The organism is Glutamicibacter sp. HZAU (assembly GCF_004100365.1).
Classification (GTDB): Bacteria; Actinomycetota; Actinomycetes; order Actinomycetales; family Micrococcaceae; genus Glutamicibacter; species Glutamicibacter nicotianae.
In genome coordinates, this window is sequence record NZ_SCKZ01000003.1 from 240,554 (window position 1) to 259,885 (window position 19,332).

Annotated in this window: 18 protein-coding genes and 1 tRNA gene; 4 read left to right on the top strand and 15 right to left on the bottom strand. The window is 61.9% G+C overall.

Annotated features, from left to right (window positions below):
* Positions 1 to 22: 22 nt before the first annotated feature.
* The gene (locus EKH49_RS05800) at positions 23 to 496 is read right to left on the bottom strand and encodes a Rieske (2Fe-2S) protein (RefSeq protein WP_038991849.1); all 474 of its coding nucleotides are present in this window, start codon (positions 494 to 496) and stop codon (positions 23 to 25) included.
* Between the two features lie 996 nt (positions 497 to 1,492).
* On the opposite strand from EKH49_RS05800, the gene EKH49_RS05805 reads away from it, so the two are divergent.
* Together EKH49_RS05805 and EKH49_RS16840 are read left to right on the top strand one after the other, a co-directional pair.
* Complete coding sequence (locus tag EKH49_RS05805) at positions 1,493 to 3,184, top strand: sodium:solute symporter family protein (protein ID WP_128470093.1); 1,692 nt, start codon at positions 1,493 to 1,495, stop codon at positions 3,182 to 3,184.
* On the top strand, positions 3,184 to 3,315 hold the full coding sequence (locus tag EKH49_RS16840) for a putative transporter small subunit (protein WP_038991847.1): 132 nt from the start codon (positions 3,184 to 3,186) through the stop codon (positions 3,313 to 3,315). The genes EKH49_RS05805 and EKH49_RS16840 overlap by 1 nt, the downstream gene beginning before the upstream one ends.
* A 185-nt stretch (positions 3,316 to 3,500) precedes the next feature.
* On the opposite strand, the gene EKH49_RS05810 is transcribed toward EKH49_RS16840, so the two are convergent.
* The 8 genes from EKH49_RS05810 to msrB form a co-directional block, all read right to left on the bottom strand.
* Positions 3,501 to 5,624: a 3-hydroxyacyl-CoA dehydrogenase NAD-binding domain-containing protein gene (locus tag EKH49_RS05810; protein ID WP_128470094.1), complete on the bottom strand. Its 2,124-nt coding sequence runs from the start codon at positions 5,622 to 5,624 to the stop codon at positions 3,501 to 3,503.
* Between the two features lie 10 nt (positions 5,625 to 5,634).
* The gene (locus EKH49_RS05815) at positions 5,635 to 6,885 is read right to left on the bottom strand and encodes a thiolase family protein (protein WP_174787687.1); all 1,251 of its coding nucleotides are present in this window, start codon (positions 6,883 to 6,885) and stop codon (positions 5,635 to 5,637) included.
* A gap of 159 nt (positions 6,886 to 7,044) precedes the next feature.
* On the bottom strand, positions 7,045 to 8,295 hold the full coding sequence (locus EKH49_RS05820) for a ribonuclease D (protein ID WP_128470095.1): 1,251 nt from the start codon (positions 8,293 to 8,295) through the stop codon (positions 7,045 to 7,047).
* 46 nt (positions 8,296 to 8,341) lie between these two features.
* Positions 8,342 to 8,980: a DUF3000 domain-containing protein gene (locus tag EKH49_RS05825; RefSeq protein ID WP_038991840.1), complete on the bottom strand. Its 639-nt coding sequence runs from the start codon at positions 8,978 to 8,980 to the stop codon at positions 8,342 to 8,344.
* Between the two features lie 61 nt (positions 8,981 to 9,041).
* Positions 9,042 to 10,103 (bottom strand): threonine aldolase family protein, encoded by a 1,062-nt coding sequence (locus EKH49_RS05830; protein ID WP_128470096.1) that lies wholly within the window; start codon positions 10,101 to 10,103, stop codon positions 9,042 to 9,044.
* Between the two features lie 81 nt (positions 10,104 to 10,184).
* Positions 10,185 to 10,889, bottom strand: a complete 705-nt coding sequence (locus EKH49_RS05835; protein ID WP_236641051.1) for an SDR family NAD(P)-dependent oxidoreductase — start codon at positions 10,887 to 10,889, stop codon at positions 10,185 to 10,187.
* Positions 10,890 to 10,911: 22 nt separating this feature from the next.
* The gene (locus tag EKH49_RS05840) at positions 10,912 to 12,297 is read right to left on the bottom strand and encodes a DUF6421 family protein (protein ID WP_128470097.1); all 1,386 of its coding nucleotides are present in this window, start codon (positions 12,295 to 12,297) and stop codon (positions 10,912 to 10,914) included.
* 150 nt (positions 12,298 to 12,447) lie between these two features.
* Positions 12,448 to 12,891, bottom strand: coding sequence for a peptide-methionine (R)-S-oxide reductase MsrB (gene msrB / locus EKH49_RS05845; RefSeq protein WP_038991834.1), 444 nt, complete (start codon positions 12,889 to 12,891; stop codon positions 12,448 to 12,450).
* Between the two features lie 62 nt (positions 12,892 to 12,953).
* On the opposite strand from msrB, the gene EKH49_RS05850 reads away from it, so the two are divergent.
* The gene (locus tag EKH49_RS05850; protein WP_038991831.1) at positions 12,954 to 14,177 is read left to right on the top strand and encodes an alpha/beta hydrolase family protein; all 1,224 of its coding nucleotides are present in this window, start codon (positions 12,954 to 12,956) and stop codon (positions 14,175 to 14,177) included.
* A 91-nt stretch (positions 14,178 to 14,268) separates the two neighbouring features.
* Here EKH49_RS05850 and ybaK read toward each other — a convergent pair whose 3' ends face one another.
* From ybaK to EKH49_RS05865, 3 genes are read right to left on the bottom strand one after another with little or no spacing between them, the layout of a single operon-like run.
* Positions 14,269 to 14,772 carry a Cys-tRNA(Pro) deacylase gene (gene ybaK / locus EKH49_RS05855; protein ID WP_128470098.1) on the bottom strand — a complete coding sequence of 168 codons (504 nt, stop codon included), beginning with the start codon at positions 14,770 to 14,772 and terminating at the stop codon, positions 14,269 to 14,271.
* Between the two features lie 58 nt (positions 14,773 to 14,830).
* Positions 14,831 to 15,271, bottom strand: a complete 441-nt coding sequence (locus EKH49_RS05860; RefSeq protein WP_121866983.1) for a SufE family protein — start codon at positions 15,269 to 15,271, stop codon at positions 14,831 to 14,833.
* A complete protein-coding gene (locus EKH49_RS05865; RefSeq protein ID WP_038991828.1) occupies positions 15,268 to 16,182 on the bottom strand; it encodes a sulfurtransferase in 915 nt (304 codons plus the stop codon). Before EKH49_RS05865 ends, EKH49_RS05860 begins: the two co-directional genes overlap by 4 nt.
* A 215-nt stretch (positions 16,183 to 16,397) precedes the next feature.
* Here EKH49_RS05865 and zapE point away from each other — a divergent pair, with 215 nt between their 5' ends.
* The gene (gene zapE, locus EKH49_RS05870; RefSeq protein ID WP_128470099.1) at positions 16,398 to 17,438 is read left to right on the top strand and encodes a cell division protein ZapE; all 1,041 of its coding nucleotides are present in this window, start codon (positions 16,398 to 16,400) and stop codon (positions 17,436 to 17,438) included.
* A gap of 23 nt (positions 17,439 to 17,461) precedes the next feature.
* Here zapE and EKH49_RS05875 read toward each other — a convergent pair whose 3' ends face one another.
* The 3 genes from EKH49_RS05875 to EKH49_RS05885 all read right to left on the bottom strand — a co-directional run bounded on the left by EKH49_RS05875 (position 17,462) and on the right by EKH49_RS05885 (position 19,330).
* Positions 17,462 to 18,649: a benzoate/H(+) symporter BenE family transporter gene (locus tag EKH49_RS05875; RefSeq protein WP_128470100.1), complete on the bottom strand. Its 1,188-nt coding sequence runs from the start codon at positions 18,647 to 18,649 to the stop codon at positions 17,462 to 17,464.
* Positions 18,650 to 18,806: 157 nt separating this feature from the next.
* Positions 18,807 to 19,016: an antitoxin gene (locus EKH49_RS05880; protein ID WP_038991825.1), complete on the bottom strand. Its 210-nt coding sequence runs from the start codon at positions 19,014 to 19,016 to the stop codon at positions 18,807 to 18,809.
* 241 nt (positions 19,017 to 19,257) lie between these two features.
* Positions 19,258 to 19,330 (bottom strand) — tRNA-Gly (locus tag EKH49_RS05885).
* Between the last annotated feature and the right edge of the window lie 2 nt (positions 19,331 to 19,332).

The window sequence follows — 19,332 nt, forward strand, 5'->3', positions numbered from 1 at the left end:
GCGCTTGATTAGAGCTGGGAAACTACTCTGCGGCGGTGACGTAGGCGATGATGTCGTCGCCTTGAATTGCTGCAGCGTATCGTGGCAAGGCAGCGATAGCTGGACCATCGGTTACGGTTCCGTCAGCGGGTGCAAATCGTGAGCCGTGGCAGGCGCAGTAGAAATCTTCTTTGCTGGATTTAGGGGTTACCGCGCAACCCTGATGGGTGCAAACGTTCGAGTACGCCAATACGGTCTTCTCATCCTTGCGGAAAAGCAGAATGCCGACATCCTTTCCGGACGGATCCTTGGCCGGTGCCAAGGCGCGTGATCCAACGGGCAGATCCTTCGTCTTCATGAGCGCCTGTCCTTCGCCGGTTGGTTCCGGGATCGGCAATGCCTCGGGGGTGTCTGCTTCAGAATGTCCATCACCGCAGGCGGTCAAAAGAGCGGCGGAACCAAGTGCTGCCGAAGCGCACATGAATGTGCGGCGGGCTGGTCGGGCAATGTCAGTCATGATCCCATTCTGGCAGAGATCTCTGTGCTGGCGCTAAGTGCCGAACGCCCGTGCTTGGCGATCGCCGCGTTCGTGGAATGCAACCGGCAAAGGCGCTGTTCATTTGCCGTTCACCTATCCGGCTATCGAACCTTATGCATATTTATGCATCAGCGTCGAATTCACAGCGTGGGCCGTTGGGGGCCGGTCTCGTTGGATGCGGCTTGAGCCCTGTGTTAGGCCCATGGTTAGTAATCTAGGTGGGGTTTTCCTGCGCGTGGACCTTCGTCGCAATGCCGCCTCGCAGTTGGGCTGGAAGTGGCCAAATCTAGATATTTTCCTGCTGAGGTTTTCCTGTTTTTGTGCGCGACGTTACGCGCGAATGAACGCCGTCTGGTAATTGATGCAGGAGATGGATTGATTTGAATGGCTTGGTTCGCGCTTGGCGGGCTGGTCGGCTGGCTCACTGCCTGGCGGCTGATAGTTCGGATATCTTTGCATTCATGCTAATATTTGGATAGCTAGTTGAAGCTAACATTTTCGGAGAGTGCTTTAACTGTTCACCTGTCAGGCATATTGACGCCGACCGAGATACTCCGCGCGGTGATCGCGTGTTGAGTTCCAGGTAGCAGTCCTCCGATGGAAAACAGGCGGTATTCGCCAATGCGAATGCCACGCCTGTACTGACCCGAAGCGCCGTTACGCGCAAGGCTGGATAGCCGCAAGCGAGATGCAGGCGAGCCAGGGGTCTGGATTCACGTTGTGAAGCCAAAACACCAGGTTCTGGAGTGAATCCAGAAGGTGGTGCTCCCCGTTACCAGGGATGAACGATACGAATGAGAAACGAACGAAACTTGAGTGTAGGGAAGTGATTCATGGGCCCAGGGGCTTGTGCGCGTCAGCTGAAATTTACCCCTTGCGATGACATCTCGCGGGAAGACGTGCAGGACAAGTCGCCGGTTGAGCAAATAGCTCCCGGCGCGGATCTCATCACTGTCTAAAAGAGGGAGGTGGCGCGTGGATAACGAAATCGTGCAATTCAGCGCCCTAACTGTTGTCTTGCTTTTGGTGCTCTTCTACGGAGGAACCTTTTTAATTTCCACCCGGATCGGGAAAAAGAAGGAAAACGCCGACGATTACATGACGGCGGGAAATAAAATCGGATTCGGCATTTCTGCTGCGAGTATGACCGCGACGTGGATTTGGGCTTCGTCGATGTATGCCTCGGCCACGTCCGGCTACACCTACGGAATCTCCGGCCCCATCCACTACGGTCTCTGGGGTGCGTTGATGATTCTGTTCATCTACCCATTCGGCAAGCGGATCCGCAAGGTCGCGCCACGCGCGCACACCCTCGCCGAGGTCATGCACGCACGCCACGGCCGCTCCAGCCAGCTGATGCTGGCTGGATCCAATATTGTCGGTTCGGTCATCTCCCTGATGTCCAACTTCATTGCCGGCGGCGTATTGATCTCGATGCTCTCGCCCTTCAACTTCATCCAGGGCGTGCTGGCCGTCGCCGGTGGCGTTCTGCTCTACACCCTGTGGTCCGGGTTCCGTGCTTCGGTGCTGACCGACTTTCTCCAGGTCGTTGCGATGCTCGGCGCCGTGGCGATTATCGTGCCAGTCATCTTCTTTGCCGCAGGCTTCCCGGCCGCGTTCGAAACCGGCGCAAGCAACCTGACCCCGCAGCAGTCCAACTTCTTCTCTTCCGAAGCATTCCTGGGCCAGGGCGCACCGTATATTGCCGCGGTACTGGCCTACGCAATCGGCAACCAGACCATTGCCCAGCGTCTGTTCGCAGTGCGCGAGGACCTGATCAAGCCGACGTTCATCACCGCAACCGTCGGATACGGCGCGATGGTCATCGGCGTGGGCATGCTCGGTGTGCTGGCCCTGTACCTCGGATTCGAGCCTTCCGGTGCCGACATGAACAACCTCATTCCTGAGATGGCAGCCAGCTACCTGCCCGGTGTTCTGCTGGCGCTGTTCTTCATCATGATTATTGGTGCGCTGTCGTCCACAGCCGACTCTGACTTGGCGGCACTGTCTTCGATCATGATGGCTGACGTATACGGGCAGAACGTCGCCGGCAAGGACAAGGCTGATCCGAAGAAGATGCTGCTCATTGGACGTGCGACCATGGTCGTTGCCACGGCCTTGGCAGTCGCTTTCGCGAGCATGCAGCTGAATATCCTGGACCTGCTGGTCTTCGTTGGTGCCCTTTGGGGCGCACTGGTATTCCCGGTTTTGGCCAGCTTCTACTGGAAGAAGGTCACGAACAAGGCCTTCACCGTCTCGGTACTGGTTGCCCTGGCGATCTTCATCCCGGTTCGCTTCGAACTGATCCCAATCAACGGCATCACCGGATTCCTGATCGAGTTGCTCGCGGTGATTGGCATCGGCGTGGTCCTGGCATTGATGAGCTTCGGCTTCTTCGGCCTGCGCGTCGCCAAGATTGTCGGAGTCGTGGCAATCCTGGGCAGCGCTCCGTTCGCCTTCGGTTTCCTCCGCGATTACACCACCTTGAGCGCGTCGCTGGTGGCCTACTCGGTCAGTACCATCGTCTGCTACCTCATGTCCTTCAGATCCAAGATGGAATTCGACTTCGATGTGATCGCGATACGCACCGGCGACTTCGACGTAGTTGAGGCGCAAGCCGAAACCGCAGAAGCCGGACGCGACGCACAGAGCCTGGGAGGCAAATAATGACGGCGTTTTTCTTGAGCCTGTATGTGCTGGTATGGCCAGCGATTGTGGCAGGAGTGCTGTTCTTCATCAGCAGGGGTTTCATCCAGGAATGGCTGGAAGCCCGTCGCAACGGCGAGGACATCATCTAGCTGCTAGCAGGCGGAGCTCCTCAGAACGCGCGAACCCCGTACAGCGGATCCAGCTGTACGGGGTTCGCGCATCTTCAAGACAGCAAGGAGCCGAGACCAGCTTCCCGATGGGGAAGAGTCTCGGCTCCTTGCCTGGTTCCAGCGCCCAGGGAAAAGCGATGCAACCAAAAACGGCCGGTTGGGTACTAGCCGTTGAACTTCTTGCCGTTGACGCGTTCGGAGGCGCCAACCTGGTCAAGATACGGGGTGATGCCGCCCAAGTGCATCGGCCAGCCGGCACCGGTGATCATGCACAGGTCAACGTCGGCGGCTTCGGCAACGACGCCTTCATCCAGCAGCAGTCCGATTTCTTCAGCCAGCGCGTCCTGGACACGGGCCAGGATCTGTTCTCCGGTCGAGGGCTGATCGCCGAAGGACATCAGCTTTTCAGCTTCAGGGTGGAGCACCTGGTTGCCTGCCTCGTCCTTGACCCAGAGGGTCGTGATCTTTGCATCGATCAGCTTCTGCAGATTCTCCGAGATGGTGAAGCGATCGCCGAAAGCGGCGTTCAGCGACTCGTTGACGTGCTGCGCGACCGGCAGGCCCACCATGGCCAACAGGGTCAGCGGGGTCATCGGCAGGCCCATTGGGGCCAGTGCCGAGTCAGCTGTCTTCGCGTCGGTGCCCTCATCGAAAGCTGCCTGGACTTCGCTCATCAGGCGAAGCAGTACGCGGTTGACCACGAACGCGGCGGAATCCTTGGTTTTCACCGTGGTCTTCTTCAGCTTCTTGCCCAGCACGAACGCGGTGGACAGCGCGGAATCGCTGGTCCATTCGGTAGCGGCGATTTCCAGCAGCGGCATCACCGCGACCGGGTTGAAGAAGTGGAAGCCGACCAGGCGTTCTGGGTGCTCAAGGTCGCGCCCCATCTCGGTGACCGAGAGCGAGGACGTGTTGGTCGCCAGGATGCACTCGGGGGAGACCACTGCCTCTACCTCTGCGAAAACCTGCTTCTTCACGTTCAGCTCTTCGAAGACTGCCTCGATGACGAAATCGGCATCGGCGAATGCCTCCTTGGTGACCGAGCCGGTAACCAGGGCCTTGGTGCGGTTCACCGCATCCTGGCTCATCCGGCCCTTGGCGTGCAGCTTGTCGATCTCGCCGTGGATGTAGGCCAGTCCCTTGTCCACCCGCGATTGATCCAGATCGGTGATCACCACCGGCACGTTCAGCCGGCGGACGAACAGCAGGGCCAGCTGGCTGGCCATCAGGCCGGCGCCGACGACGCCCACCTTGGTGACCGGGCGGGCGAGCTTGGGATCCGGTGCGCCGGCAGGACGCTTTCCGCGCTTCTGGACCAGGTCCAGGAAGGCGTACACGGTGTTCTGGAACTGCGGGGTGCGCATCAGCCCGGTCAATGCCTCGACCTCAAGGGCGGCCGACTCCTGCTGCGAGATGGCCAGGCCCCGGCGGAAGACCTCCAGCACCTTGTACGGCGCGGGGGCCGCACCGGAAAGCTTTGCGTCGACGAACTTCTCGGACGCTTCGGCCGCCTCCAGCCAGCGGCGAGCAACTTCCGGATCACTGGGGTCAACGGCGTTGGGGCGCTTGACCTCGGTAGTTCCGGAGATGACGCCGTCAGCGAAGGCAATTGAATGCTCGATGAAGTCAGCGGATTCGAACAGGGCATCGGCAACGCCCATCTTCGCGGCGGCCGGACCGGAGAGCGTACGGTTGTTGTTCAGCGGGTTCTCGATCATGACCTTCAGCGCGTTCTCCGGGCCGACCAGGCGTGGCAGGCGGTAGACGCCGGCCCAACCCGGGATCAGGCCGAGGAAGCCTTCCGGCAAGCCCAGTGCGCCGGCGGTGGTGCTGACCGTGCGGTAGTTGCAGGCCAGCGCGATTTCCAGGCCGCCGCCGAGCGCCAGGCCGTTGATGAAGGCGAAGGTGGGGACGCCCAAATCGGCAAGCAGCTCATAGGTGTAATGGCCCAGCGAAGCCATGGCCGTGGCCTGGCTCGGTTCGCTCAGGCGGGTGACGGCCGACAGGTCGGCGCCGGCGATCAGGAAGAATGGCTTGCCGGTGATCGCCAGTGCGTGGATCTCGCCGTTCTTCGCGCGTTCTGCCTGGACTTCAAGCGCAGCGCGCAATTCCAGCAGGCCGTTGGGCCCGAGCGTAGTCGGCTTCTTGTGGTCCAGCCCGTTGTCCAGGGTCAGCAGCGCCATGGTCTTGCCGCTGGGCAGTGCCACATCCTTCACGTAGGAGTGGGTGACGGTCTCGTCGTGCATCAGCTGCGCGACAGCCTGGAAATCTTTGCTCAATGCAGTCATTGTCTCTTCCTTATGCCTTGCTGCCGAAGTCCGCGTGGTTTGGATTTTCCCAGATCACTGTGCCGCCCATGCCCAGGCCGATGCACATCGTGGTGATGCCGTAGCGCACCGAGTGGTCCTCGGAGAACTGGCGGGCCAGCTGGGACATCAGGCGCACGCCGGAGGAGGCCAGCGGGTGGCCCACCGCGATGGCCCCGCCGTAGCGGTTCACCCGCTCATCGTCTTGGTCGATTCCGTAGTAGTCGAGGAAGGAGAGCACCTGGACGGCGAAGGCCTCGTTGATTTCGAACAGGCCGATGTCGTTGATGCCCAGGCCGGCCTTGGCCAGGGCTTTTTCGGTGGACGGAACCGGTCCGTAGCCCATCACATCCGGTTCCACGCCGGAGAAGGCGAAGGAGACCATGCGCATCTTCGGTTCCAAGCCCAGTTCGCGCACTGCGGCGCCACTGGCCAGCAGGGCGGCGGTGGCGCCGTCGTTCAGGCCGGCTGCGTTGCCTGCGGTCACGCGTCCGTGGGCGCGGAATGGGGTGCGCAATTCGGCCAGCGATTCCATGGTGGTTCCCGGCCGCGGAGGTTCGTCAACCGTGTTCACGGCCCAGCCTTCGCCCGGGCGCTTGGCGGCCACGGGGATCAGGTCTGCCTGGATCTGCTGGTTCTCGTAGGCCTTGGCCAGCTTTGCCTGGGATGCGACGGCGTACCGGTCGGCGCGTTCCTTGGTGATCGCCGGGAAGCGGTCGTGCAGGTTCTCTGCGGTATTGCCCATGTTCAATGCCTGAGGGTCGACGATGCGCTCGGAGAGAAAACGCGGGTTCGGGTCGGCTCCGGCGCCCATGGGGTGGTTGCCCATGTGCTCCACGCCGCCGGCGACGACAACGTCGTAGGCGCCGAAGGCGATGCCGCCTGCGGTCGCGGTCACCGCTGTCATGGCCCCGGCACACATGCGGTCGATGGCGAAGCCGGGCACGGACTGGGGGATGCCGGAGAGCAGGCCGACGGTGCGGCCCAAAGTCAGGCCCTGGTCGCCGGTCTGCGTGGTTGCGGCGATGGAGATTTCGTCGATTTTCTCGGCGGGTACTTCAGGGTTGCGTTCCAGCAGGCCGCGTACCGCCTTGACGGCAAGGTCATCGGCGCGGGTACCGTGGTAGATTCCCTTGTCGCCGGCTTTGCCGAACGGGGTACGTACCCCGTCGATGAAGACGACATCGCGGTCGTCGAGCGATGGGTGCGCGCTGTTGCGCACGGTCGAAGCGTTGGCAGTCACCGTCGGGCTCCTTGGGTTGGTTCATGCTGCCCGTGGAGTACAGGGCAGTGGCCAGCATCACTGTGACCTGAACCATACGTTACTCAGGAGTAACTTGAAGTGCAAGTTGCCGATCCCCGCGAATCGGTGAACCTTCGGCGAATTACTCTGCGGATCCGCTCAGGCCTGCTTCAATGCCGCGGCCAGCTTGTCCGAAAGCAGTTCACGCTGCCATTGGCGGGCACCGAGGTTTTCCAGCATGTCCGCCACACTGGCTTCGCTGATCCGCGCCGGTGCATTCCAGCACACCTCGCGCAGGTACTTGGGAGTCAGCAGATTCTCGCCGGGAATGTTCCACTGCTCGCTCACGTCATTGACCACTTGCTTGGCAGCTTCCAAGCGGTTCGCGGCATCAGGGTTCTTCTCGGCCCAGGAGCGGGGGTGCGGCAGACCGTTTTTGGGTGCCCGCAGATCGGGCAGGTCGCGGGTGCTGTTGCCGCGCTGGATGGCATCGACCCAGCGCGCGGCATCGCGCTTGGCATTGCGTGTGTGGAACCCCGGAATCTGCAAGAGCGCCGGAACGCTGGTGGCGCGCTGCTCCACAGCTGCCATGATGGCGCGATCCGGGATCAGCCGGCCTGGGGCCACGTCGCGGCTCTGGGCCAGGGATTCGCGCGAGATCCACAGTTCGCGGGCTACCGCGAGGTTGCGGCGGCTCTTGAGCTTATGGATGCCGGATAATTTCCGCCACGCCGTTTCTGCCGGGACAGGGTCGGGCAACGTGCGCTCATGCTCGAATTCCTGTCGGGCGAACTCCAGCTTGCCCTGCTCTTCGAGCATCTGGGCGATGGCCTGGCGCAGCTCTTCGAGGACTTCCACATCCAGCGCGGCGTAATTAAGCCACGATTCGGGTAGCGGGCGGGTGGACCAGTCGACGGCCGAATGCTCCTTGGCCAACTGCAGCCCGAGCAATTCGCCGACCATCGTGCCCAGGGAAACTCTGGGGAATCCTGCGAGGCGGCCAGCCATCTCGGTGTCGAACAGCGAGGTCGGTGACATGCCCAATTCATGCAGGCAGGGCAAATCCTGGGTGGCGGCATGCAGGATCCAGGGCTGCTGGTTGACGAACTCGCGCAGCGGCGCCAAGTCATCCAAGGTCTCCGGATCGACCAGCCATGTTCCTGAGCCGTCTCGGCGGATCTGCAGCAGGAAGGCGCGCTGGCCATAGCGGAACCCGCTGGCTCTTTCGGTATCCACGGCCAAGTCGCCGGTGCCCGCTTCCAAGGCACGTACTGCACGGCGCAACGCTGGTGCGGTGTCGATGACTTCGGGGATCCCGTCGCGCGGTGCGGCCAGCGGTGTCAGAACCGGCGCGGCGGCCTCTGCGGCGGGAGTGGATGATGCGGGAGCGGAAGAGTCAGAATTCGGCATGATGCTTCCATTCTAGGACTAATCGGCGCCACCGCAGCGATGATCGCTAGCTCAGGCGGCGGTGGGGCAGTTGCTGCACACCTTCGGGCAAGGGCGGCAGCCCGGCAAAAGTGCAGACCATATCTGCCCACGCGCTCAGATGCGCGCCGAGATGATCCGAGTCCGGCGACCATGAAGCGCGCAGCTCGATATCGATGTGGTCTTGTTCCCCGGCTAGATTGCCGAAGGACTCGGAAATCACGCGGGTCGCGGTGCCGCCTGCTGAATGGTAGGCGGCGTCGCGCTCGCGCAGAGCTTCTTCGAGCCACGACCACGCGACCGAAGCCAGCATGGAATCCTGGCCCATTTCATGATCCAGCCGGGCGCGAATATAGGTGACGATGCGGAACTGGCCATTCCATAGTTCTTGGCCCGCCGGGTCGAAAAGGAGAATGAAGCGACCGGTGGCAAGCTGCTCGGCTGGTTGCAGGAACGGGGTGCGGCCGATTTCCTGGCCCTGGGGTCCGTGTCCGGGGGCAACCACATCCATCACATCGCCGCTGAGCGCCAGCGCGAAAGGAGCCAGCCTGCCGGGGGCCGGGATTTCGGTGAATTTCAGTTCCTTGCGCACCTTGGCATGCGACAACTCGTCAAGGGCCTTGGCAAAGGCCTTCGGAATGGCGGAAGCAGGGCGATCATTGGTCACAATTTGAGTCTAAGCGTGCCGTACCCGCGCATGGGTACGGCACGCCGACCGGGACTGCATGCTATGCGGCGGCGTAGGCGCCCATCAGCTCGCGCAGCTTCGCGATGAACGCGGCAACATCTTCCTCGGTGGTGTCGAAAGAGCACATCCAGCGCACCTGGCCGGCCGCGCGGTCCCAGTCGTAGAAGCGGAAGTGCTCGCGCAGCTGATCGCTGACTTCGGTAGGCAGCTGGGCGAAGACGCCGTTGGCCTGGGTGGGGTAGACCAGCTGGATGCCATCAATTTCCTCGACTGCCTGCGAGAGCTTGGCGGCCATGGCATTGGAATGGCTCGCCAATTCGCGCCACAGATCGGTGCCGTAGAGCTCGATCAGCTGGGCGGAGATGAAACGCATTTTGGAACCCAGCTGCATGTTCATCTTGCGCAAGTACTTCAGATCCTTGGCCAGCTCGCTGCGCAGGGTCAGGATGCCCTCGCCGAGCAGGATGCCGTTCTTGGTGCCTCCGAGCGAGACGATATCCACGCCGGCATCCGTGGTCAGTGCGCGCAGCGGAACGCCCAGGGACGCCGCGGCGTTGGACAGGCGCGAGCCATCCAGATGCACCTTCATGCCCAGCTTGTGCGCATGGTCGGTGATGGCCTTGATCTCCTCGGGCGTGTACAGCGTGCCCAGCTCGGTGGCCTGGGTGATCGACACGGCCAGCGGCTGCGCGCGGTGCTCGTCGCCCCAGCCCCATGCTTCTTGGTCGATCAGCTCCGGGGTGAGCTTGCCGTCCGGGGTATCCACCTGCAGCAGCTTGAAGCCGCCGATGCGCTCGGGCGCACCGTTCTCGTCCACATTGATATGCGCCGACGATGCGCAAATGACCGCGCCCCAGCGCGGCAGCAACGACTGCAGCGCGATGACGTTGGCACCGGTGCCGTTGAACACCGGGAAGATCTGGGCTTCGGGGCCAAAAGTATTGCGGGCGACGTTGCCCAGCTCCTCGGTGTACTGGTCTTCGCCGTAGGAAATCTGGTGGCCGCCATTGGCGCGGGCAATGGCATCCATGATCCGCGGGTGCACGCCCGAGTAGTTATCCGAAGCGAATCCGCGAACCGACGCGTCGTGGGTAAAAGTCATGCTGAGGTGGTCCTTAGTGGTTCAAGGGGTGAAGTGGTGTGCGATGCCAGGTCGCGCCTGGGTGCTTGTCCTGGCCAATCATCAGGCCTTGGGCAAGGCGATGCGGGCTCCATTGAACTCGCCGGCATCCTGCTCCAGCAGGTCCACGGCGGCCTGGGCGAGGAATTGCACCGGGGTATGCCCGGAAGGGGCTTCCTCAGGTGACTTGTCGCTCAATGCCTTGACGACCCAACTCACTGCGGCGGCGTTTTCGGCCTGCTTGGCGAACAGGCGGGCGATCGCATTGACCCAATGCTCCGCGGCGGCCTTGATGGCTCCGTAGTTGGCATTGGACGGGGTCGGGTTCAGCACCGCTTCGGCGCTCACGATGGCCAAGCGTCCTGCGGGGGAAGAGACCAGATCATCGACGAACGCGCGGGAAGTGTTGCGCAGGGTGGTCAGCACGCTGTGGTGCAGGAACTCCCAGTCCTCGTCGCTTTGCCCGGTGATGGATTTGCCGCCGCGCCAGCCGCCGACCAGATGGATCAGCGCATCGATGCTGCCGTGCTCTTCATGGACCTGCAGCGCCAGTTGCTTGACCGCGGCGAAGTCGCCCAGATCGCATTCATAGCGTGCATGGGCGAACGGCAGGCGCTCATCGAGCCGGTCTTGGTTTCTTCCTACCGCAAGCACCCGCGCTCCGGCATCAACCAGCGCGGTGGCGCTGGCAATGCCGGAGGCGGAAGTAGCGCCGGCAAGGAGCACTAATTTGGATGTCTCGTTCAAGGAGATGCTTTCTCTGCTCACATTTTCCAGCCTAGAGGAAAGGCTAGATTTTCGTTGCCCCGGTCATGCCCTTGGTCGATTCGATGACGGAGGCCATCTTCTTGTTCAGTGCTTCATAGAACATCGACAGCGGGAATTCGTCGTCCATGACCTGGTCCGTGATTTCGCGCAGCGGTGCGGTCAACGGCAGGGCCTCGGGGCCCTTGGCCCAGACCGAAGCGGGGTTCGGGGTGACGGTGGCAGAAACCAGTTCGTAGGCTGCAAGCCAGTGAGCCAGCTTCGGGCGGTCGATGGACTTCCAGTACAGTTCGTCGATCGCATCCCCCAAGGCTGCAACCACTTCGGGCACCTGATCCCAGTCAATGCTCAGCTTGGTGTCGGTCCAGTGCAGCACATGGTGCTGGTGCATCCAGGCGAACAGCAGCTGGCCGCCGAGGCCGTCGTAGTTGCGCACGCGCGAGCCGGTGATGGCGAAGCGGAAGATGCGGTCGAAGATCACGGCGTACTGCACGAGCTTGGCCATCTTGGCGCTTTTCTCATCCGAATCCGGATTCGCGGCGATCTTCATGCATTCGCGGAACGCGGTCAAATCGCAACGCAATTCTTCCAGCGAGTACAGGAAGAAGGGCATGCGCTGCTTGATCATGAACGGATCGAACGGCAGGTCGCCACGCATGTGGGTGCGGTCGTGGATCAGGTCCCACATGATGAAGGTTTCTTCGGTCAGGTGCTGGTCCTTGAGCAGCTCTGCTGCGTCCGCAGGCAACTCGAGGTTGGTGATGCGGCTGGCTTCCTGAAGGACCTTGCGGAAGCGCACTGCTTCACGATCCTGGAAGATTGCGCCCCAGGTGAATGACGGGGTCTCGCGGATCGCTACGGACTCCGGGAAGAGCACGGCGGAATTGGTGTTGTAGCCTTCGGTGAAGTCGATGAAGCGCAGCGGCACGAACAGCGCGTTGGTGTAGTCCTTGGCTTCCAGGTCGGCGATGAACTCGGGCCACATCACCTGCACCAGTACAGCTTCGAGGTGGCGGTTGGTCGAGCCGTTCTGCGTGTACATCGGGAAAAGCACCAGGTGCAGCAGGCCGTCGATGCGCTGGGTCTGCGGCTGGAACTGCATCAGCGAATCGAGGAAGTCGGGCACGCCGAAGCCGGCATCGGCCCACTGGCGCAGATCCGCGACCAGCTGCTCGAGGTATTCGGCATCGTGCTCGAAGTGCGGGCGCAGGGACTGCACCGACTCGATGATGGAATCAACGAGTTCGACGGCCTTCGGTGCGAAAGCGCTATCGGCCAAGCAACCGTCCTGAGCCTGCAGTCCCTGGAACTCAGTGGCGGCAGACTTCAGCTTCAGCCAAGCTTGCGAGTTTGCGATCTGCAGTACTTCTGCGTCGGTGGCCGGTACTGGCTTGGAGGAAATCTGAGTCATTTCATACACCTTCTTTTTCATGTTTGGGGCAGCGTTCAAGTGCTTACCTTGAACGCTACGCCCAAACAACAGAAAAGGTGATGCTAAGCCCTTAGTGAATAAGCAACTCTTGCTCTAAATGTGATCCACGCCTTGCCACCGTCAAGGGCATTAGCCCTGGGCCGGGCGCAGGGTCAGGCTCAAGGAGTTCATGCAGTAACGCAAATCAGTCGGGGTCTTGAATCCTTCGCCCTCGAAAACGTGGCCCATGTGCGAATCGCAATTGGCGCAGCGCACCTCAACTCGCTTCATGCCCAGGGACTCATCGCTGATGTAGCGCACCCGGTCCTCGGCCAAAGGCGCGAAGAAGGAGGGCCAGCCGCAGCCGGCATCGAATTTCGTGGTGCTCGCGAACAGTTCCGAACCGCAGGCCCGGCAGGAATACACGCCCTCGGTCGTGGTATCCCAGTACTCGCCGGTGAAGGGGCGCTCGGTCCCGGCTTGGCGCAGTACATGGAATTCCTCGGGAGAGAGGATCTGCTGCCACTGCACATCGCTGCGCGCGGCCGCCTCATCTGGTGACGTTGCTGATTGGTTTACCGATTCATCGCTCATGCAATATAAAACGCTTGAGCAGGCTGGATGATTCCCGGGCCTGCTCATGGAAAGATGAAAACATGGCTCGGAACATCGTAGATACCTTGCAACCCCGCAGCGCAGTGCCGGCAACCCTGATTGGGGTTGGACTGGGACTGGGCGCCGGTTCCTTGGTTGCCGCCAGCGTCTCAGCGCTCGCCGGATACTTCGCCCGACGCGTAGTGACCCCGGAAGAACGCCGCACCGGCAACAGCATCATTCGTGAAGTCGTTACCGATGCCGAGGGCAAGCTCTGGCTGCATTTCACCAAGGATTCCGATACCAGCGAACCCGGGCCCTGCAGTTTCCTGACAGAATTCGATTCCTGCGCCCTGCGGCTTTCCGCGCCGGAACCGGTCCCGGGCAAACCCCGGCTGGTGGCGCGCAAGATCGAGAAGGTCTACCACGGCACCCTCCAAGGGGTGCGCCGCGGCAACCTGTCCGGTGCCATCTACGAGCATCCCTCCGACCTGGGCTTCGATGCCGAAGATGTCGTGGTGCCGTTGGAAGGGGGAGACGGGCCGGCCTGGCTGGTGCGCGGCTCCGCCAACGAGGACATCTGGGTAATTGGCGTGCACGGCCGTGGGGCCCGGCGCAATGAGACCATCCGTGCGCTGCCTGCCTTGGGCGAACTCGGGGTCACCACGTTGCTGATGAGCTACCGCAATGACGGCTTGGCTCCCGGCGCGCCAGATGGACGCTATGGTCTGGGTGATACCGAATGGCATGACGTGGAAGCGGGCATCCAATTCGCACTGGATAACGGAGCGAAGCGGATCATCCTGATGGGCTGGTCCATGGGCGGCGCCATCAGCCTGCAAACCGCCGATCGAAGCGAGCTCGCCCGCCATATCGATTCACTCATTCTGGTTGGCCCGGTCATCAATTGGGTCGATGTGCTTTCGCATCAGGCTCGGGCCAACAAGATCCCGCAATCCGTGGGCCTGTTCGGCCAGTGGCTGCTGTCCAACAAGGCGGGACGCTGGGTGACCGGACAAGCGGCGCCAGTCAATTTGCGCCGGCTGAATTGGGTGGAGCGTGCGGATGAATTGAAGCTGCCAACGCTGATCATGCACAGCCGTGATGACGAATTCGTGCCCAACGGCCCGAGCCTGAAGCTGGCGGCGCTGCGACCGGACCTGGTCACGCTCAAGACATTTTCCAAAGCCGGGCACACCCGGGAACCGAATGTGGATCCGCAGGGTTTCGCGCAGGCGATTACCGGTTTCCTGGGCAAGCGCATGGCATTGCTCGAAACCATTTAGCCGCAGATAGCCAAGGGCCCTGTCCGCGAGATGCGGACGATCAACGGATCGCCGGCTCGCAGGCAGGGCCCTTGGCTTGGCTAGCGAAACATCAGCTGGTGGCGATCTGCGCCCAAATGGCACCGGTCGCCTTCGCTGCATCCTGCGGAGCGATCTCCAGGCTGAAACCGCGACGACCTCCGGAAATGAAGATCGTCTCGAACTGCTGGGCGCTGGAATCAATGACGGTATCGGTTTTTTGGCGCTGCCCGAACGGGGAAATCCCGCCCAGGACATAGCCGCTGCGCCGCTGCGCGGCAGCCTTGTCGGCCATCTGGGCTTTCTTCGTGCCCAACGCGATGCCGATCGCCTTCAGATCCAGCTTCGAATCCACGGGAACCACCGCCACGGCCAGGTCCTGGGTGGCGTTGGCTCCGGTGGAAACCATCAGGGTCTTGAAGACCCGGTCGCCGCTGGCTCCCAATTGCTCGGCCGCTTCGGCGCCGTAGCTTTCGGCCGAGTCGCTATGCGTGTAGCTGTGCGCCACATAGCTGATACCTGCGGCGTCCAGCGCGGCGGTCGCCGGGGTGGACGCGGCCTGCTTCTTCTTGCCCACGTGCCTGGGGATCCTTCTCTGTTGCTATTTGGTGCTGCGCGGCGCTTGGGATTCGCCCCTAGGCAGCCAGCTGCTCTGAAATCTGGCGCTTGATGCGGCCGAGCATGGCCGTCATGCCGCGCATGCGCAACGGCGACAGCGCACGGGTCAGACCCAGCTGCTGGGGCATGTCATCCGGGACTGCGAGAATCTCTGCTGCTTTGGCGCCATCCAGGCCCGCAGCCAGCACCGAAGCGAAGCCGCGGGTGGTGGGAGCTTCCGGGGGAGCGGAGAAGAACAGGCCTACCGGGTTATCGGCTTCGGCCGAGACCTCCACGACGAGGAACAGCGGGGACTGGCACTCGACGACCTGCTCGAAAAGCTCGGGATGATCAGCAAGGCGTGCCGGCAGCTCGGGCAGCTCGCGCGAATACTCCAGCAGCAGCTCCAAGCGGTCCGCCTCGGGAACCTCGGAGAATTCCTCGACGATCTCGTTCAATGCTTCGGGCAGCTGGCTCATGCGCGGGCTCCACGCTGTGCAGGCACTTCGCCGGCAGCTTCGCCGCGGACGATTGGCACACCCACCGCGTTGCCCCACTCCGTCCAGGAGCCGTCGTAGTTGCGCACGGTTTCGAAGCCGAGCAGGTGCTTGAGCACGAACCAGGTGTGACTGGAGCGTTCGCCGATGCGGCAGTAGGCCACAACGTCATCGCCCGGCTTCAGGCCGGCGCCATCAAGGTAGATGGCTTCCAATTCCTCGCGCGAGCGGAAGGTGCCGTCCTCGGCCGCCGCCTTGGCCCAGGGCACCGATGCGGCGGTGGGGATATGCCCGCCGCGCAGGGCGCCCTCTTCCGGGTAATTCGGCATGTGGGTGCGTTCGCCGGTGTATTCCTCGGGCGAACGCACGTCGATCAGCGGGTTGCCCAGGTGGTTCAGGACCTCCGGGAGGAACGCACGGATTTCCGAGTCGACACGCTCGATCACCGGGTATTCGGTGGCGGTGACGGCGGGCTTCTCGGTGCTCAGCTCGCGGCCTTCAGCGATCCACTTGTCGCGGCCGCCATCCATCAGGCGCACGTCTTCGTGGCCGAACAGGGTGAAGACCCACAGCGCGTAGGCTGCCCACCAGTTCGACTTGTCGCCGTAGATGACCACGGTCGAATCGCGGGTGATGCCCTTGGCGGCCATCAGCTTCGCGAATCCCTCGCCGTCGACGTAGTCGCGGGTGACCTCGTCGTTCAGCTCGGTGTGCCAGTCGATCTTCAGCGCACCTGGCACGTGGCCGGTGGAATACAGCAAGATGTCTTCATCCGATTCCAGTACTACGAGATTCTCGGCTCCGAGGTTGTCAGCCACCCATTGGGTGGAAACCAGGCGTTCAGGGTGAGCGTACGCTGCATACTTCTCGTTGGACTCGACGGGCAACGACATTCCTAATCACGATCCTTGCGGGTGTCAGTTTTTGCCACGCTGGACACAGCGGGCAACGGGCGTTGCTTCTAGCCTAGTCCCCATCTATGGCGAACACAGTGTGGGCTACGACATTTTCGGCAATGTATCGCCGCGTTCAAGGTAAACTGGCCGATGGGCAAGCCACGGCTTCCCGACCATTTCCTGAGCAATCAACTGAAGGACTCCCACAGCCAATGGCGACGATCACCCACCTGAGCGAGACCAAGCCGAATCTTTCAATCGAAGAACTGCTGGCCGGTTTCCACCCGTCCTACCGCTTTGGTGAAGTATCCTTCAATACCTATCGCCCGGATCCCAACCAGCCGTCGCAGGCCGAAGCGGTCACCAAGCTGAAGGCCTTCGCCGAATCGGTGGGCAAGAGCAACTCCGGTTCGTTCCTCTCCAAGCTGTTCGGGAAGAAGAAGGAAACCAAGAACGGCATCTACCTCGATGGCGGCTTCGGCGTGGGCAAGACCCACCTGCTCGCTTCGCTGTGGCATGCGGCTCCCGGCCGCAAGGCCTTCGGCACCTTTGTCGAGTACACCAACCTGGTCGGTGCGCTGTCCTTCCGCCAGACCGTTGAAGTGCTGAGCCAATACTCGCTGGTCTGCATCGATGAGTTCGAGCTGGACGATCCCGGGGACACCGTGCTGATGTCCCGCCTCATGCGCGAGCTGTCCGACGCCGGCGTGAAGCTGGCTGCCACCTCCAACACCCTGCCCGGCGCACTGGGCGAGGGCCGCTTCGCGGCAGTGGACTTCCAGCGCGAGATCAAGACCCTGTCCGAGCAGTTCGACGTGCACCGCGTCGAAGGCGAGGACTTCCGCCACCGAGGCCTGCCCGATGCCCCCGAGCCGCTGGAAGATGCGGAGATCGAAGCCTTCGCCCAGGACCGCTACCCGGACAAGACCCTGGCCGTTGACAACTTCGATGATCTGGTGGCCCACCTCTCGAAGGTGCACCCGTCGCGCTACCGCCAGCTGGTGGCCGAAACCGATGTGCTGATCCTGCACAACGTGGACACCATCACCGACCAGGCCATCGCCCTGCGCTTCGTGGTTCTTGCCGACCGCCTGTACGACAAGGACGTGCCGATCGTGGCCTCGGGCAAGCCGTTCAGCGAGCTGTTCACCCCGGAAATGATGTCCGGCGGCTACCAGAAGAAGTACTTCCGTGCCGTGTCCCGCCTGACTGCCTTGGCCCGCGAGGGCCAGGTCGGGGAACCAGCCATCTAGGCTGGAAAGCTGCTTTTGCCACTTCATCGTCGAGCGTTGCGCTCGACGATGAAGTGCGTTAAAAGCCCTGCGACCAAGGCCCAGAAAGCTCCGCCGATCCCGAAGAGCGTGAGATTTCCGGCGGCGACCAGCACCGTGGCCAGTGCACTCAGCCGCCACGCGCTATCGGCCATCGCCCCGAGCAGGGCATTGGCGAGCGTGGCCAGCAAAGCCAAGCCGGCCGCCGCCTGGAACAGCCCCTCGGGCGAGGCGCTGGCCACAGAGACGATCAGTGCGCTCAAGGCCCCGAAGACCAGGTAGAACACGCCTGAACTCGCCGCGGCCCGCCAACGCAGCCGGGGATCTGCCCCGGCTTGCTCCCCGGCAGCCAGAGCCGCAGTGATGGCCGCCAGGTTAATTGCATGTCCGCCGAAGAGCGCCCCGCCTGCCGAGCCCACGCCGGTCACCAGCATGGTGGATCGCCAAGGGGCCGTATACCCGAAGGAGCTGAGCACAGCCACTCCCGGGATGTTCTGCGACGCCATGGTCACCACGAACAGCGGAACGCTGATGCTGGCAATCGCCTGCCAGGAGAATTCGGGGCTGACCCACTGCAGCTGCGGCAACACCTCGATCGCATCCCACGCCTCGGTGCGGCCAATGTGCCAAAGGCCGAAACCCACTGCGGCCAGCATGCTCAGCGCGACGGCAAATTTTGGAAGAATCCGAAGCCCGATGAAGAACACCAGCAAAATTCCCAGCGCGGGAAACGGGATGCTGGCCACTGCAGTAAAGGGCTTCAGGCATAGCGGGATCAGGACTCCTGCAAGCATGCCTTGGGCAATCGGCACCGGAATCCGGGTGAGCAGCCGGTGCAATGACGGCACCAACCCGGCCGACATGATGAGTATTCCGCCAACGATGAATGCCCCTACCGCCTGGTTGAACCCGAACTCCCCGGGCGCCAGCGTGGCGAGCATGGCCGCCCCGGGAGTGGACCATGCGATGCTGATCGGCAGGCGATGGCGCCAGGACAGAGCAACGGTGCTCAATCCTACAGTGAGGGATAGGACGAGCAAGCCCGAGGCAGCTTGTTCGCGCGAGGCGCCGACCTGGAACAAACCGGCCAGAACGACTGCGAAGGATGCGACGAACCCCACCATCGTGGTAATCAATCCTGCAAGGACCGATTGGGAAAGGGCATTTCCAGTCGTGGGAGTTTGACGAGCCATACTCTTTTTCTACAGGGTGGCACCGACCGGTCGAAAACCAGAGTGTATTAATTCCACGATATGACACTAAAGCAAAGGTTAAAGCAAAGAAGATACCGACCTCAGTCGGTACCTTCCATGGATGCTCGGGCAAGCCGAGGGGAGTACTGCGAGGGGATTAGCCCTCGTTGTTCTCGCCTTCGCCTCCACCAAGGCCGTTCAGGTAGTCGTTAGCGCCGTCCTGGACGCCATCTACCTGCTCTGCGAACTTGCCGCCGGTCTTATCATCGATAAAATCGCCAGCCTGCTCGATACCTTGGGATACCTGCTCTGGGTTCTCTTTAGCGAATTCCTCTGCCTTGCCACGCAGATCATCAAATCCTGCCATGCTGCACCTCCATTCGTCTGTGGGAACCCCTTCAGCTCCACAACTACTAACCACCCTAGGTGCTCTTGCCAATGCGTGGAAGCATAAAACGAAAATTTCCCCCAGCTACCTAGATGTTTTGCTGGTGTCTGTCAGGCAGTGCACAAGTTTGCCGCTCACGCGGCATGCTGATGGTGGTGGCTGGAAAGGATGGGTAAAGCAAAGATGGGAATCACGAAAAGTGATTCCCATCTTTATCTTGAGCGGTCAACGAGGTTCGAACTCGCGACCTCAACCTTGGCAAGGTTGCGCTCTACCAGCTGAGCTATGACCGCAT